The 14,046-nt window shown below is 42.8% G+C and carries 12 protein-coding genes; 1 reads left to right on the top strand and 11 read right to left on the bottom strand.

Translation table 11 applies throughout. The features are described from left to right. Nucleotides 1–42 precede the first annotated feature (42 nt). The 7 genes from dtd to SLU01_RS03360 form a co-directional block, all read right to left on the bottom strand. The gene (gene dtd / locus SLU01_RS03390) at nt 43–483 is read right to left on the bottom strand and encodes a D-aminoacyl-tRNA deacylase (protein ID WP_147055360.1); all 441 of its coding nucleotides are present in this window, start codon (nt 481–483) and stop codon (nt 43–45) included. A 17-nt stretch (nt 484–500) separates the two neighbouring features. Beyond that, on the bottom strand, nt 501–2,696 hold the full coding sequence (locus SLU01_RS03385; protein ID WP_147055358.1) for a RelA/SpoT family protein: 2,196 nt from the start codon (nt 2,694–2,696) through the stop codon (nt 501–503). A 135-nt stretch (nt 2,697–2,831) separates the two neighbouring features. Continuing rightward, nucleotides 2,832–3,347, bottom strand: a complete 516-nt coding sequence (locus SLU01_RS03380) for an adenine phosphoribosyltransferase (protein ID WP_147055356.1) — start codon at nt 3,345–3,347, stop codon at nt 2,832–2,834. Then, on the bottom strand, nt 3,338–5,686 hold the full coding sequence (gene recJ / locus SLU01_RS03375) for a single-stranded-DNA-specific exonuclease RecJ (protein WP_147055354.1): 2,349 nt from the start codon (nt 5,684–5,686) through the stop codon (nt 3,338–3,340). Before recJ ends, SLU01_RS03380 begins: the two co-directional genes overlap by 10 nt. Before the next feature lie 194 nt (nt 5,687–5,880). Beyond that, nucleotides 5,881–6,219, bottom strand: coding sequence for a LapA family protein (locus tag SLU01_RS03370; protein ID WP_147055352.1), 339 nt, complete (start codon nt 6,217–6,219; stop codon nt 5,881–5,883). Between the two features lie 99 nt (nt 6,220–6,318). Beyond that, on the bottom strand, nt 6,319–8,586 hold the full coding sequence (gene secDF, locus SLU01_RS03365; protein WP_147055350.1) for a protein translocase subunit SecDF: 2,268 nt from the start codon (nt 8,584–8,586) through the stop codon (nt 6,319–6,321). A gap of 119 nt (nt 8,587–8,705) precedes the next feature. Then, the gene (locus tag SLU01_RS03360; RefSeq protein WP_246110854.1) at nt 8,706–9,032 is read right to left on the bottom strand and encodes a post-transcriptional regulator; all 327 of its coding nucleotides are present in this window, start codon (nt 9,030–9,032) and stop codon (nt 8,706–8,708) included. A 97-nt stretch (nt 9,033–9,129) separates the two neighbouring features. Between SLU01_RS03360 and SLU01_RS03355 the strand changes: the two genes are divergently transcribed. After that, a complete protein-coding gene (locus SLU01_RS03355; protein ID WP_147055346.1) occupies nt 9,130–10,647 on the top strand; it encodes a putative polysaccharide biosynthesis protein in 1,518 nt (505 codons plus the stop codon). Here the strand turns inward: SLU01_RS03355 and SLU01_RS03350 are convergent. From SLU01_RS03350 to queA, 4 genes are all read right to left on the bottom strand, one after another. Further along, nucleotides 10,641–11,282: a DUF421 domain-containing protein gene (locus tag SLU01_RS03350; protein WP_147055344.1), complete on the bottom strand. Its 642-nt coding sequence runs from the start codon at nt 11,280–11,282 to the stop codon at nt 10,641–10,643. The two genes, SLU01_RS03355 and SLU01_RS03350, sit on opposite strands and share 7 nt — an antisense overlap. Before the next feature lie 117 nt (nt 11,283–11,399). Then, nucleotides 11,400–11,672, bottom strand: coding sequence for a preprotein translocase subunit YajC (yajC, locus tag SLU01_RS03345; RefSeq protein ID WP_147055342.1), 273 nt, complete (start codon nt 11,670–11,672; stop codon nt 11,400–11,402). Between the two features lie 38 nt (nt 11,673–11,710). Beyond that, nucleotides 11,711–12,850 (bottom strand): tRNA guanosine(34) transglycosylase Tgt, encoded by a 1,140-nt coding sequence (tgt, locus tag SLU01_RS03340; RefSeq protein WP_147055340.1) that lies wholly within the window; start codon nt 12,848–12,850, stop codon nt 11,711–11,713. 39 nt (nt 12,851–12,889) lie between these two features. Further along, nucleotides 12,890–13,930, bottom strand: coding sequence for a tRNA preQ1(34) S-adenosylmethionine ribosyltransferase-isomerase QueA (gene queA / locus SLU01_RS03335; RefSeq protein ID WP_147055338.1), 1,041 nt, complete (start codon nt 13,928–13,930; stop codon nt 12,890–12,892). Nucleotides 13,931–14,046 lie beyond the last annotated feature (116 nt).

The following is a 14,046-nucleotide window of genomic DNA, read 5'->3' as shown; positions in this document are numbered from 1 at the left end:
TTAAAAAACCGCAATTCCCATTATCGGGAGTTGCGGTTTTTTTCATTTCGATTCGATAATAATTGTGACAGGTCCGTCATTCATCAGATCCACTTCCATCATAGCGCCGAATATGCCGGTTTCGACGACCAATCCTTGGCTGCGGAGTGCATTATTGAAATAATTCCAAATCGGCTCTGCCTTGTCCGGCCTTGCCGCTTCAATGAAGCTTGGTCTGCGACCCTTCTTAACGTCACCATATAATGTGAATTGGGAAACAGAAAGGATTGCGCCATCCACTTCCTCAATGGAATGGTTCATCTTGCCTTCTTCGTCTTCCCATAACCGTAGACCAGACACCTTTTTCGCGATATAGTCAGCATCCTGCTCTGTATCGTCATGCGTGATACCTACAAGGAGGACGTAACCTTTCTCGATTGAACCAGTCACTTCTCCTTCGACTGTTACAGATGCCTTGCCGGATCTTTGTAAAATGACTCTCATGCAAAACACCTTCCTGTTTAATGGATTACACGTTGCACAGAATAGATATCGCGTATTTGTTTGATACGATCCACAATTCTGTGCAGATGAGCTATATCCGTGATTTTGATCGTCATACTTATTTTTGCAAGCTTTTCCTTATCCGCTTTTCCACTAACGGCGATCATCGGCGTTTTCGTTTCTGCTACAACCATCATTACTTCATTCAACAAACCTAGCCGATCAAAAGCGGAAATTTCAATATCCACCTGAAATTCCTTGCGTGCACTATTCGAATCGACCGCCCATTCCACATCGATCAGTCGATCATTATCTTCTTCGGTATGGATATTCGGACAATCCTCACGGTGAACGGAAACACCCCGTCCTTTTGTGATAAAGCCAACAATGTCATCTCCAGGAATCGGATTACAACATTTTGACAGCCGGATGAGCAAGTTCTCGAGTCCTTTGACGATAACACCCGACTCTGTTGTTTTAACTTGCTGCGGGGCTTTCATATCCGAGACAATTTTATCGATTGTATCTTGTTGATCGCGTTCCTTGCGAATTTTTTCCGCTAGTCTGTTGACGACTTGTTGCGCGGTAATGCCATTCGATCCAACAGCCGCATACATGTCCTCTTCAGAAGTGAAGCTGAATTTGTCGATGGCACGCTGTATGTTTTCAGAAGTGAGTACGGCTTTCAAATCAAATTCTTGAAATTTCACTTCTCTTTCAACCATTTCAGACCCTTTGACAATATTCTCTTCTCTTAACTGCTTTTTGAAGAATTGACGGATTTTATTTCTAGCTTGCGATGTATTGGCGATTTTTAACCAGTCGCGACTAGGTCCGAACGATTGCTTAGAGGTAAGGATTTCAACGATATCTCCGGTAAACAGCTCAGTATCGAGTGGAACCATCTTGCCATTCACTTTCGCACCAATAGTTCTGTTTCCGACTTCCGAATGGACGCGGTATGCAAAATCGATTGGAACTGAGCCTTGAGGGATTTCAATAACATCCCCATCAGGGGTGAAAACATATACCATATCTGAGAATAAATCGAATTTCAATGACTCCATGAACTCCTCAGCGTTAGAGGATTCGTTTTGGAATTCAAGGATTTCCCTGAACCACTTCAGCTTGGAATCAATATTATCCGGTTTTTCTGAGACAGTCTTCCCTTCTTTATAAGCCCAATGCGCAGCAACCCCGTATTCTGCAATCCTATGCATCTCTTCAGTCCGTATTTGCACTTCGAGCGGATCGCCGGCAGGCCCGACTACAGTCGTATGAATCGATTGGTAAAGATTTTGTTTCGGCATTGCGATATAGTCTTTGAATCTTCCGGGCATAGGCTTCCATAAAGTATGGATAATTCCAAGCACTGCATAACAATCCTTTATACTGTTAACGATAATTCGTATCGCGAGAAGATCATAAATTTCATTGAATTCTTTCTTCTGAAGAATCATTTTACGATAGATGGAATATAAATGCTTCGGCCTTCCGTTGATTTCAGCTTCAATGCCCATTTCAGTGATTTCGCCACGGATCTGATCCATGACATTCAGTAAATACTTTTCACGTTCATCCCGCTTTTTTTTCATCATATTGACAATCCGGTAATATTGCTGAGGATTCAAATAACGAAGTGCAGTGTCTTCCAATTCCCACTTGATCGTGGAAATCCCTAACCGATGTGCAAGCGGCGCGAAAATATCTAAAGTTTCTGTTGCCACTCTACGTTGCTTTTCCTCCGGTACATGCTTTAACGTCCGCATATTATGGAGGCGGTCAGCAAGCTTAATAAGAATGACCCTGATATCCCTCGCCATCGCAATGAACATTTTCCGGTGATTCTCTGCCTGTTTTTCTTCGTTCGATTTGAATTTCAGTTTTTCCAATTTCGTAACGCCATCGACAAGCATTGCCACTTCTTCCCCGAATTCCCGTATAATATCTTCCCGGCTCACATCGGTATCTTCTACAACGTCATGGAGGAATCCCGCTGCGACAGTGGACGGATCCATTTGTAATTCTGCTAATATGCCGGCAACTTGGATGGGATGCAAAATATATGGTTCACCAGAACTTCTGAACTGCCCTTCATGAGCAGATTTAGCAGCCTCATACGCTTTTTCGACGAACGCGACATGCTTTTCATTCATATAGGATGCTACCAGTTCAAATATTTCTTCTGCCGTCATGTCACGGTTTTTCGCCATTTTATAACTCCTTTCGACCAATTTCGCAAAAAATTAAAGATAATACTATTGTATGTATAAATAGCTCGGAATGTAAAGCTTTGTGAACAAAAAGATCCTTCGCAATTTGCGAAGGACCTTTTTGTTTTTCACTTTTCATTCATAAGTCATTAGTGCTTGAACTTCATAGCCTTTGAGTTTTTCCCGGCCATTCAAGTAGGAAAGTTCAATCAGGAAGGCGCATCCTGCAACGACTCCGCCTAATTTTTCTACGAGTTCTACTGTAGCGCCGACTGTCCCGCCAGTAGCAAGTAAATCGTCTACGATTAAAACGCGTTGGCCTGGTTTAATAGCATCTTTATGGATTGTTAATGAATCTTTTCCATATTCAAGGTCGTATTCGACTGAAATCGTTTCACGTGGCAGTTTTCCAGGCTTGCGGACCGGCGCAAAGCCAACTTCCAACGCATAAGCGACCGGGCATCCAATGATGAAGCCCCTTGCTTCAGGACCGACAATTATATCAGTTCCTACTTCTCTCGCAAATTCCACAATCTTGTCCGTTGCGTATTTATAAGCTTCCCCATTATCCATGATCGTCGTAATATCTTTAAAACTGATTCCCTCTTTTGGATAATCAGGTACGATCGTCACAAAACTCTTCAAATCCATAATTGTTCCTCCCTGTTGACCGTTTCTTTACAAACTTCATCGAACCAACTTTTCAATTCCATGTATGAAGCGTAGACAAGCTTTTTTTCCAATTCAATCCGGAGCTCTCTTTCTTGATAGGAAGGTGCCTCTGAAAGATTTTTCTTCCCTGCACTTTCCATAACAAAAGCAAGGCCATTCTCTATCTTAACAAATTCGAGTTCAGAAAACACCTTTGTCATGAAATAAATTATGTCGATCTTCCAACCTCTATGTTTTGATAATTCCTGTATTTGATTGCGCAAATCGAATGAGCCCCGTTTTTTCAAAAAGCTGTAATACCAACCGAAATCTTCACGGCTCGGCATCCCTTCAAAATACATGGATTCCGGAACAAAGAAATGAGCATAGATGCGCTTCGGGTTTGTTTGGCTAATCAATTGTTTCAGTTGGTCCGTCCCAACCGGCATGTCCAAAATGACGACATGATCGGTTTCTGACAGTTCGACATCTCCAAACTTTTGAACGGTCACATCTTTCAGCATGGAACTGAAATGGACAACGGACTGTTCTTGGAAGGCAATAAATAAGTTATTTTTTTTCGGAACTGCCGGCATCCATCGATTCGGCTCACGGATTCCCCTTAAGTCGAATAATTGACGTTCTTTGGACTGTAAATCCGCTAGCAACATTTGTGGTTTTTTACGTCCATTCCATTCATTCACTTGCAAATCTCCTGTAATGGATAACGTAACACCCGGACTTATTTCGTCGGCGATATGCCCATTTCCAAAACCGATCACATCTAAGTTATTAACACCATCCGAAAGATCAAGTTTCAAATGATTTTTAGCAGCTCCAATTTTACGAACGGAGGAAGCTGAAAGATTTTCTATTAAAAAAACAGGCTTCTCAAACGACATACCAAAAGGACGTAATAGCTCCAATCCTTCTAATACATCAACATCGATTTCTCCGATTTCAAGCGGCACGTCAATTTGTAACCGAGGAGTCAGCATCTCATCCGTTAACTGTAACTTCCCTTGATCATTCAAACGACTACGGAGTTTGACTACATCTTCTACTGAAAGTGACATTCCTGCTGCCATTTCATGCCCTCCGAAATGAGGAAGCAAGTCAGCGTTCTTTGATAGCTCCTTGAATAAATCAAAACCTGCAATACTACGTCCGGAACCTTTTGCGACCCCTGACTCAAGATCAATGGACAAAACGATGGAAGGCCTATAATACTTCTCGGTCAATCGAGAAGCGACAATGCCGACGACTCCCGGATTCCAGCCAACGCCTGCAATGACGATGACGAACGGCAGCATGTCGCCATACATGTCAGCCATTGCTTGTTCCGCCTCATTCGCTATATTGGTAACGAGCGCTTGTCTCTCTTTATTCAATGCGTCTAATTGCTCGGCAATTGACATTGCCTCCATTGGATCATCCGACTTTAAGAGATGCACAGCAGGATTGGCACTTCCAAGACGTCCTGGCGCATTCAATCTCGGACCAATCATAAATCCTAATGATTCTTCCGTAAGGCTGGATTGCTCCGTGCCACTAACTTTTGAAAGCGCTTGAAATACGGGGCGTTTCGACTTCCTCATGCGCCTGATCCCTTCTTTGACGATGAACCTGTTCTCATCTTGCAGCGGAACGAGATCGGCGACTGTACCAATCGCAGCTATCTCATACAGTTCGTCAGGGATTTCACCTAATAATGCACAAGCCAATTTAAACGCAACACCCACCCCTGCCAACTCGCCAAAAGGATAGTTTCCTGAAGGGTGCCTTGGATGAATAATTGCATCTGCATTTGGCAATTCTGCTCCGATCTCATGGTGATCCGTCACGATAATATCCATGCCAACAGACTTGGCGTAATCTGCTGCTTCTAAACCAGAAATTCCGTTATCGACAGTAATGATAAGTGACGTTCCCGCTTCATTCAACGTTTTAAATAACTCTACATTCGGTCCATAGCCGTGTTCAAATCGATTCGGAATGACGAAATTGACATTTGCTCCAAGTTGCTCAAGCGCCGTTGTAAGCACCGTCACACTCGTCACACCATCTGCATCGTAATCTCCATAAACCGTAATCAATTCATTTGAATCGATTGCTTGCATGATGCGATTGACTGCCTTTTCCATATCATAAAGCAAGTAAGGATCATGAAGGCTACTCGTATCCATATGTAAAAAAGACTTAGCTTGTTCAACATCAGTTATTCCTCTGGAAACTAGGATTTTTGCGTGGATGGAGGGGATGCTAAGTTCTTTCATGAATAATTGGACGATTTCCTCATCCGGACGGTTGATCGTCCACATTTTCATCGACTCTATCACAATGTGTCACATCCTTTAATGTTCATTATAAAGGATGAAAGAGGCCACTGAAAGGAAATACGCCGATTGGAAGAAATTAAAGTAGATTAATCGTGTTACTATAGAATATTCAAATGTTGAATTTCGTTTCAGGCGGCCTCCTTCACCTCCAATAAACTTAAAAAAGCATCCTCTTCCAACGAAGGATGCTTAGCCTATTCTGCTTCTTTTATATTTTCATCTGTCGGTGACGGTCCATCAACATGTTGCAAGGCGGCGATTTCATTTTGTTGCGAGGCGATGAGGATTTCTTTGGCGGTCATTTCTTTTTTCAATTCGTTAATATGACGATGAGAACGGATGGAACGGAACATGGCCATGAATCCGCTTATCGCGGCTCCTAAGAGCGCTGTGAATAAAATGACTAGTATGAGTGGCATTTCCGTCTTAACGAATAAGAAGTTCACCTGTACAGGCTCCACGTTTAAGATTGCAAAAACAGCGATGATAATCGCAAAAAGAATACTTAAAATTAAAGACCATTGCATCTTCATCAATCTCACCTTCCTTCCCAATGCATAAAAAAAACAGGATATACACGAAGTATACCCTGTTCCTTTATAGGTTGAAACGTCAGCCAATCCAATCTTTCATCAGACAACCGGCTCGTCAGAACCCCATTGTTTTTTCTCTTTATCCACTTTTAAGCCGCCAGACTTTGTTAATTCCTTCTTCTTCAAATCAAACCAAATCTGCGCTGAGATGAAAATGGAAGAATACGTTCCGGCTAATAAACCGATCAGCAATGCAATCGAGAATGGACGAATTGCCTCTGCGCCGAGCACAATCAATGCCACGACAACGAAAATGACAGTCAATACTGTATTCACCGAGCGTCCCAATGTTTGTCGTAGTGATTTATTGACGATATCGGCCAATTGTTTTTCATCATTGATTTTGCCGATCTTGTTCATATTCTCCCGTATCCGGTCGAATGTGACAATCGTATCATTGATGGAATAACCAACAATTGTTAGGACAGCGGCGATGAAGGTGATATCCACTTCAAGGCGTGTAATACTGAATACGGCGACCATGAAGAATGCGTCATGGATTAAACCGATGATAGAGGAAACACCCATCCGCCATTCAAAACGGAATGCAACATAGATGATGATTCCAAGTGCAGCAACTAGCAATGCTTTTAAAGCATTTTTCGCGAGTTCTTTACCAACCTTATTTGAAACTGTTGAAATATTCGGATCTGCACCGTAATGAGCTTCTAGATCCTTTTTAAACTTATTAACGGTTTCTTGCTTAAATTCCTCTTTATAACGTACAACACCAATGTTGTTCGTATCACCGGAAATAACAATATCCGTTGCTGGGTGGCCAATTTTTTCAAGCGTATTTGAGATTTCCTCAGCTGTTACAGGTGTGTCCGATAAGATTTCAACACGTGTACCCCCTGCAAAGTCAATACCCAAGTTTAATTTAAAGACCCCTAAAACAATAATACCAGCAATAATCAATATCATCGAAATGACATAGAACTTCTTGCGTGCATGAACAAAGTCAAAACGATCGAACTTCGTTGTCAAATCAAGAGTATCCACATCTTCTTCCGGAGCGTGCACCCTTTTCTTCGAGATGCCGAATAATCCTGTCTTACCGTCTAACATGCCACTATGGACAATAAGCCCGAGCAACAGTCGTGATCCCCATACTGCAGTCAAGAAGCTGACAAGGATACTGATAATGAGCATTGTCGCAAATCCTTTGACAGAGCTTGTCCCAAAGATGAAAAGGACGACAGCCGCAAGCAAAGTCGTGATATTGGCATCTAAAATAGCTGTGAATGCGGATTTCGCACCAACCGAGAATGCCGTTTTCACCGATTTGCCGACTCGCAATTCTTCCTTTATACGCTCATAGGTCAGAATGTTGGCATCGACCGCCATACCGACCCCCAACATAAGTGCGGCAATACCAGGAAGTGTAAGAACCCCATTAATACCTGTGAAGACAAATAGGATTAAATAGATATAGACAGACAATGTGACGACAGCCACAAATCCTGGAATACGGTAATAAATCAACATGAAAATGAAGATTAAAGCGATACCGACGATTCCAGCCAAAATTGTTTTATCCAACGCCTGTGCTCCGAATTGAGCACCAACTGAAGTTGAATAAATTTCTTCAAGATGGACTGGAAGTGCCCCGGCATTCAAAATGCCTGATAAGCTCTTTGTTTCTTCAACAGTGAAGTTTCCTGAAATTTCAACATTGGACGAATTGATAACTTGACTTACAAAAGGCGCGGAAATGAATTTCGGTTTTTCCTTCATTCTTTCCTCTTTGTATGAATCGACACCCTCTTCAAAGTCCATCCAGATGACCATAACGTTTTCAGGAGCTTTTGCTTTAATTTCAGCAGTTACTTCACCAAATTTGTCAGGATCTTTCATTTCCAACGTTACGACCGGATTTCCTGTTTCTCCGAAGTTCGCTTTCGCTTTTCCTTCTTTCAAATCAGTACCGTCCAACATCAAGTTATCATCGGCGTCTCTGAATGTCAGATTCGCTTGTGTCGATAATAGCTCACGAGCTGATTCCTGATCTTCAACCCCGGCCAATTGAACACGGATCCGGTTATTCGATTCAACTTGGATGCTTGGTTCACTAACACCGAGTACGTCAACACGATTTCGTAAAGCACCCGCAGTATCCGTGACAGTGTCTTCCGTGATCTTCTGCCCTTCTTTTAGCGGCTGAACTTCATAAAGAACTTCAAAGCCTCCTTGTAGATCGAGACCGAGCCGTACATCTTTTATAATTGGTTTGGATGTTGCACCTATTAAAGAGCCTAACATGACTAGCAATAATAAGAACGCTACAATCCGGCTTCTTTTTTTCATAAATCAGTTCCCCCTCTGTACGTGGAGCTCTAAGACGAATGCTATGTACAGTTTTTAAGAAAATACAACACTCCAATTATGAGCCAATGAATACAATCTGTCAAATAGTCGGGTGATGTTCAATTCGATGTTTCTTCCGTTTTTTTTGGTGATAACAGCAATTGCAATTCATCGCTATTCAAATCTGTAAACCAGTTGGAATCTCTTTGTTCCTCAATTTGTGTGTATGTCATGAATTCGGCCGGAGTCAATCTAAGAACCCCATTCACAATTTCATGAATGCGCATCGTTGAAACATTTTTCTTCCGCCATTTCTTTCGAATGCAGTATTTCCAAATCTCTTCGTTAGTAACTGTTGAATAGCCATATAAACGAAATTCGTTCCGCTTACTCTGGATTGCCGGCATCGCATGATTGAATAGTTGTTCGAATTGAATCGTCGTCACCTTCCCCATTCCTTTCCCGTTCAGTCGTAAATAGACAAACCTATGCATAGATTTAGTGTAAACGAAATGACCGGAATTGAGAAGGAGTTGTTTATGAATGTCCACTTTTATTCGTGGAACTGCCATACTAATGATTGCCGTATTCATGACAAAGTTATTAGGATTCGTCTACCGCATTCAGTTCATGCGGGTTGCAGGTGAAGAAGCTGTAGGTATCTATATGACAGCCTATCCTGCTTTTATTTTCTTCCTATCACTTGTCCAATTAGGTGTTCCTATCGCTGTCGCAAAGGTGATTGCGGAATTAAAGGCAAAGGGTGAATCTGCGAAGTTGCCTGCAGTCATGAGGACAGCAACTGTCATTACGATCTTTACGGGGATCGTTTTCTTACCCTTGTCAATTTTATTTATCCCTTTTCTATCTGAAACACTATTAGGCAATGCGGCGTCCTCCACGACATTATACGTCGGAATCGCGATCATACCGATTGCTGCGGCTTGCGGGCTGATCCGAGGGTATTTCCAAGGGATTGTCAGGATTGAAGAAACAGCTTGGTCCCAAATAATTGAACAAATTTGCCGGATTGCTTTAATAACTTGGATGCTGCCAATGTTCCTGACACCTGACAACAGCGCAATGAACGCCGCTTACGCAATGGGCATTACTCTAATCGCGGAAGGTCTTTCAGCTTGTTATCTATGGTTTAAATATCATCAGCATAAAAAACAGGAAAGAAATCCTGTTCAAAAGAAAGAGAAGTTTCCAATGGAGCCTCTTCTTTCAATTGCTCTTCCTTCTTCAGGAAGCAGATTATTCGGCACGTTCACTTGGTTTTTGGAGCCAATCATCTTTTTGCGCGCACTTTCATTGGCGGGAGTCGGGGCAGTAGCTGCTACATCGCTCTACGGGGTCATTTCTGGGGTACTCATCCCGTTACTGCTCTTCCCTTCATTCATTCCTTACGCCTTGTCTGTCGTGCTTGTGCCGGCAGTGAGTGGCGCTGCCGCTTCGAGCAATAAAAAGAAGTTGCAGGAACGAATCCATTTGGCTTTACGCCTATCCGCTTTGACAGGCGCATTTGCAGCTGCGGTTTTTTATGTCCACGGACAGGCGCTTGCTGAAAAGCTGTTCCACATTACAGAAGGCGGTTCATATATGTCTTTGCTTGCACCTGTCTTTTTCTTTTACTACATCCAGGGACCTTTGTATTCTATTTTACAGGCGACCAATGACGCAAAAGCAGGAATGATGAATTCAGTATATGGCGGAATTGCAAAATTGGGGGTCATGTTCGTTTTAGCATCACAGCCGGGACTGCAAGAAACTGGCGCAGTACTCGCCATCGGCTTCGGTGTACTTGTCACGTCCTTCCTACATATTGCTACATTACGGAAGAACAAGGCTGCCGCTGCAGGTTTTACAATGTTTGCTTTGCCATATGTATCTTTCATCATGACCGCGGTCATGCGCCCGATTTTCATCCCAATCGGTCAGTTCGGTTTACTGGTTGAGTGCTTAATTACGACGGGATTCCTTCTGATCATTCTGTTGCTATTCGGTCAAATTAAGAAAAATGATGTCCTCATGCTTAAAAGGCTAACTAAAATTTATTGATACTCCTCTTTTAGTTGAAAATGGAGTGTCCCTTCTTCATATGAACAGTAAAAAACTTGATTCACATCATTTACGCCTTGATCTTTTAAGCCTTGGATGAGCCATTCTTCCGATTTACCAATCAATTGGACATGACGGATTTGAATGATCCCATCGGAAATAAGTGCAAGTACCGGCTGTGTTACATCGCGTGTGAACACAGATAAATTCCCGGATGGCTCCAAGAAAGCATAGGATACATCACGTATTGAACCGACTTGCTGTTCGCGAAGCTGTTGGAACAGGTCATCCAAATTGTATCGTTGCTTTCTCATTTCCTCTTCTTTTATGATGCCGTCTTGGATGATCAGCGTCGGATCTCCATCTACGAGATCCCTGAATTTTTTGCTCTTCAAGGAAAAGAATGACGTCAATAGCTGGATCGCTAAAAGAATGAGCATAGGCAATATGGAGTGACTTAATTTTTGGTCTGGTGAATCGAGAGCAAAAGCAACCACTTCCGCCATGATGATGAACACGACGACATCAACGACGCCTAATTCTCCAACTTCACGCTTCCCCATCACACGGAGAATGATTAAAATGAGCACATACAAGAAAACGGTTCTAAAACCAATAATTAACAAATCATTCAAAGCGATTCCTCCCCTATAAGAGAGGATGCCATAAGGAGCCCAACAATATACAAAAATAAAAAGAGGTAGTTTCCAGTGTTAAACATTGGATAACTATCTCTTTCATTTCGCGAATGATTAAGCGCCAGTATTGACAACTCGACCGACAGCTTGTCTATCAAATTGCAATGTTGTGCCATCTGCAACTTTCAAGAACACGGATGCTTCATCGACTGCATCGATTGTACCGTGAATGCCGCCGATTGTAATGACTTTATCGCCACGTTTGAGACTTTCTTGCATTTGTTTCGTCTGCTTCTGTCTTTTTTGTGCAGGTCGAATCAATAAAAACCACATGATCGCGAACATTGCAATAATTGGAAGTAACGTACCTAACATATCACCATTCATTTAATTTCCCCCCTCTTCTCTCGGTTATTATACAAGATTCAAAAGTTTTTTGCATTTGGTTTGTTAAATCCGTATTGTTCAAAAAACTCTTCCCGGAAATCTCCAAGGCGATCATTGCGGATCGCATCCCTAATTTGCTCCATTAAACGAAGTAAGAAATGGAGATTATGATAGGACGTTAAACGGATGCCAAATGTTTCATTCGCACGGATCAAGTGACGGATATACGCCCTGCTATAGTTTTTGCACGCATAGCAATCGCAGTTCGGATCTAAAGGTCCAAAATCGCGCTCGTATTTCGCATTTTTCACGACGAGACGTCCTTCGCTCGTCATAAGCGTACCATTTCTAGCTATGCGCGTAGGAAGTACGCAGTCAAACATATCCACTCCACGAATCGCCCCGTCAATTAAAGAGTCAGGAGAGCCAACACCCATTAAATAACGTGGTTTGTTTTCCGGCAATAACGGAGTTGTGAATTCAAGTGCGCGGTTCATGACATCTTTCGGTTCGCCGACTGACAATCCGCCGATTGCATAACCCGGGAAATCCAATGAGACAAGATCTTTTGCACTTTGCTTGCGCAGCTCTTCGAATTCGCCGCCTTGCACGATTCCAAAGAGACCTTGATCTTCAGGGCGGGCATGCGCTTTAAGGCAACGCTCAGCCCATCTTGATGTCCTCTCTACACTCGCTTTCATATACTCATATGTCGCAGGATATGGCGGGCATTCGTCAAAAGCCATCATAATATCGGAACCGAGGGCATTTTGGATTTCCATCGCTTTTTCGGGACTGAGGAAAAGTTTGCTCCCATTCAAATGATGGCGAAAGTGGACGCCTTCCTCTTCAATTTTGCGGAAATCGCTCAGTGAAAACACTTGGAATCCGCCTGAATCCGTCAAAATCGGACGGTCCCAATTCATGAACTTATGAAGGCCGCCCGCTTCCTTGATGATGTCGTGACCTGGTCTTAGCCATAGATGATACGTATTGCTCAAAATGATGCCCGCGCCCATTTCTTTCAGTTCTTCAGGTGACATCGTCTTAACGGTCGCTTGAGTTCCAACCGGCATAAAAGCCGGTGTTTCAAAAGAACCATGCGGCGTATGGACAATGCCCAGCCTAGCTCCTGTCTGTTTGCATGTTTTTATATGCTCGTAAGTGATTGCTGCCATTTGTTTTGACCCTTTCTATTTTGGGAGTTAAGTTCCCGTTTACTTTTTTGACGGTTTGATGAACATCGCGTCACCGAAACTGAAGAAGCGATAATTCTCCTTCACCGCTTCATTATAAGCTGCTAATATATGTTCCCGTGAGACCATCGCAGAAATAAGCATGATCAACGTCGATTTCGGCAAATGGAAATTTGTCAACATACCGTCAAGTATGCTGAATGTATAACCAGGATAAATGAAAATCGATGTCCAACCACTTGTCGAAATAATTTTACCGTTATTTTGGGAGGCGATCGTTTCAAGTGTCCTTGCAGAAGTTGTCCCGATTGCGATAATGTTTCCCCCATTAGCCTTCGCTTCGTTGATGGCGTTCGCCGTACTTTCATTGACGCTGTAATACTCCGAATGCATCGTATGTTCTTCTATCGTGTCGGAGCTGACCGGACGGAATGTCCCTAAGCCGACGTGTAACGTAATGAACTCGACACCAACGCCTTTGTCCTTGATTTCTTGAAGGATTGCTTCCGTAAAATGCAGTCCCGCAGTCGGTGCAGCCGCTGAACCTCTCTCTTTCGCAAAGACGGTTTGATAGCGAGATTGATCGTCAAGCGATTCAGTGATGTAAGGAGGAAGCGGCATTTGTCCAAGTTCATCCAATATTTCATAGAAGATGCCTTCATAATGGAATTTAAAAATCCTGCCGCCTTGGTCTAAAACCCCCGTACATTCGGCTTTTAATCTGCCGTCACCAAATGTTACGAATGTACCAACCTTTATCCGTTTTGCCGGTTTGACGAGTGTCTCCCATTCATCTGATCCCGTCTCTTTTAGTAGAAGCACTTCGATTGAAGCGCCTGTATCGTCCTTTACGCCGATTAAACGTGCAGGAAGGACGCGTGTATCGTTCAATACGATAACGTCCCCCGGCTGCAGCTCATCGACAATTTGACGGAACTGGCGATGTTCCACTTTGCCTGTTTCTTTATCCAATACCATTAGCCGGCTAGCTGTTCGATCTTTTAAAGGCGTTTGAGCAATGAGATGCTCCGGTAAATCAAAATCAAAATCATTTACGTCCATAATTAACAAATACTCCTTCTATCAAAGTTTAACAAAACCGGATTTCCACTTCAGGCGGACGCTTTCCGTTCCAATCCTAAGGTAAGTCTGAAACATTTAACTTCATTGTATAAATC

The sequence above is a fragment of the Sporosarcina luteola genome (assembly GCF_007991495.1).
Taxonomy (GTDB): domain Bacteria; phylum Bacillota; class Bacilli; order Bacillales_A; family Planococcaceae; genus Sporosarcina; species Sporosarcina luteola.
Note: the sequence above shows the minus strand (reverse complement) of the source record. Positions and strands in the feature narration are given on the sequence as shown.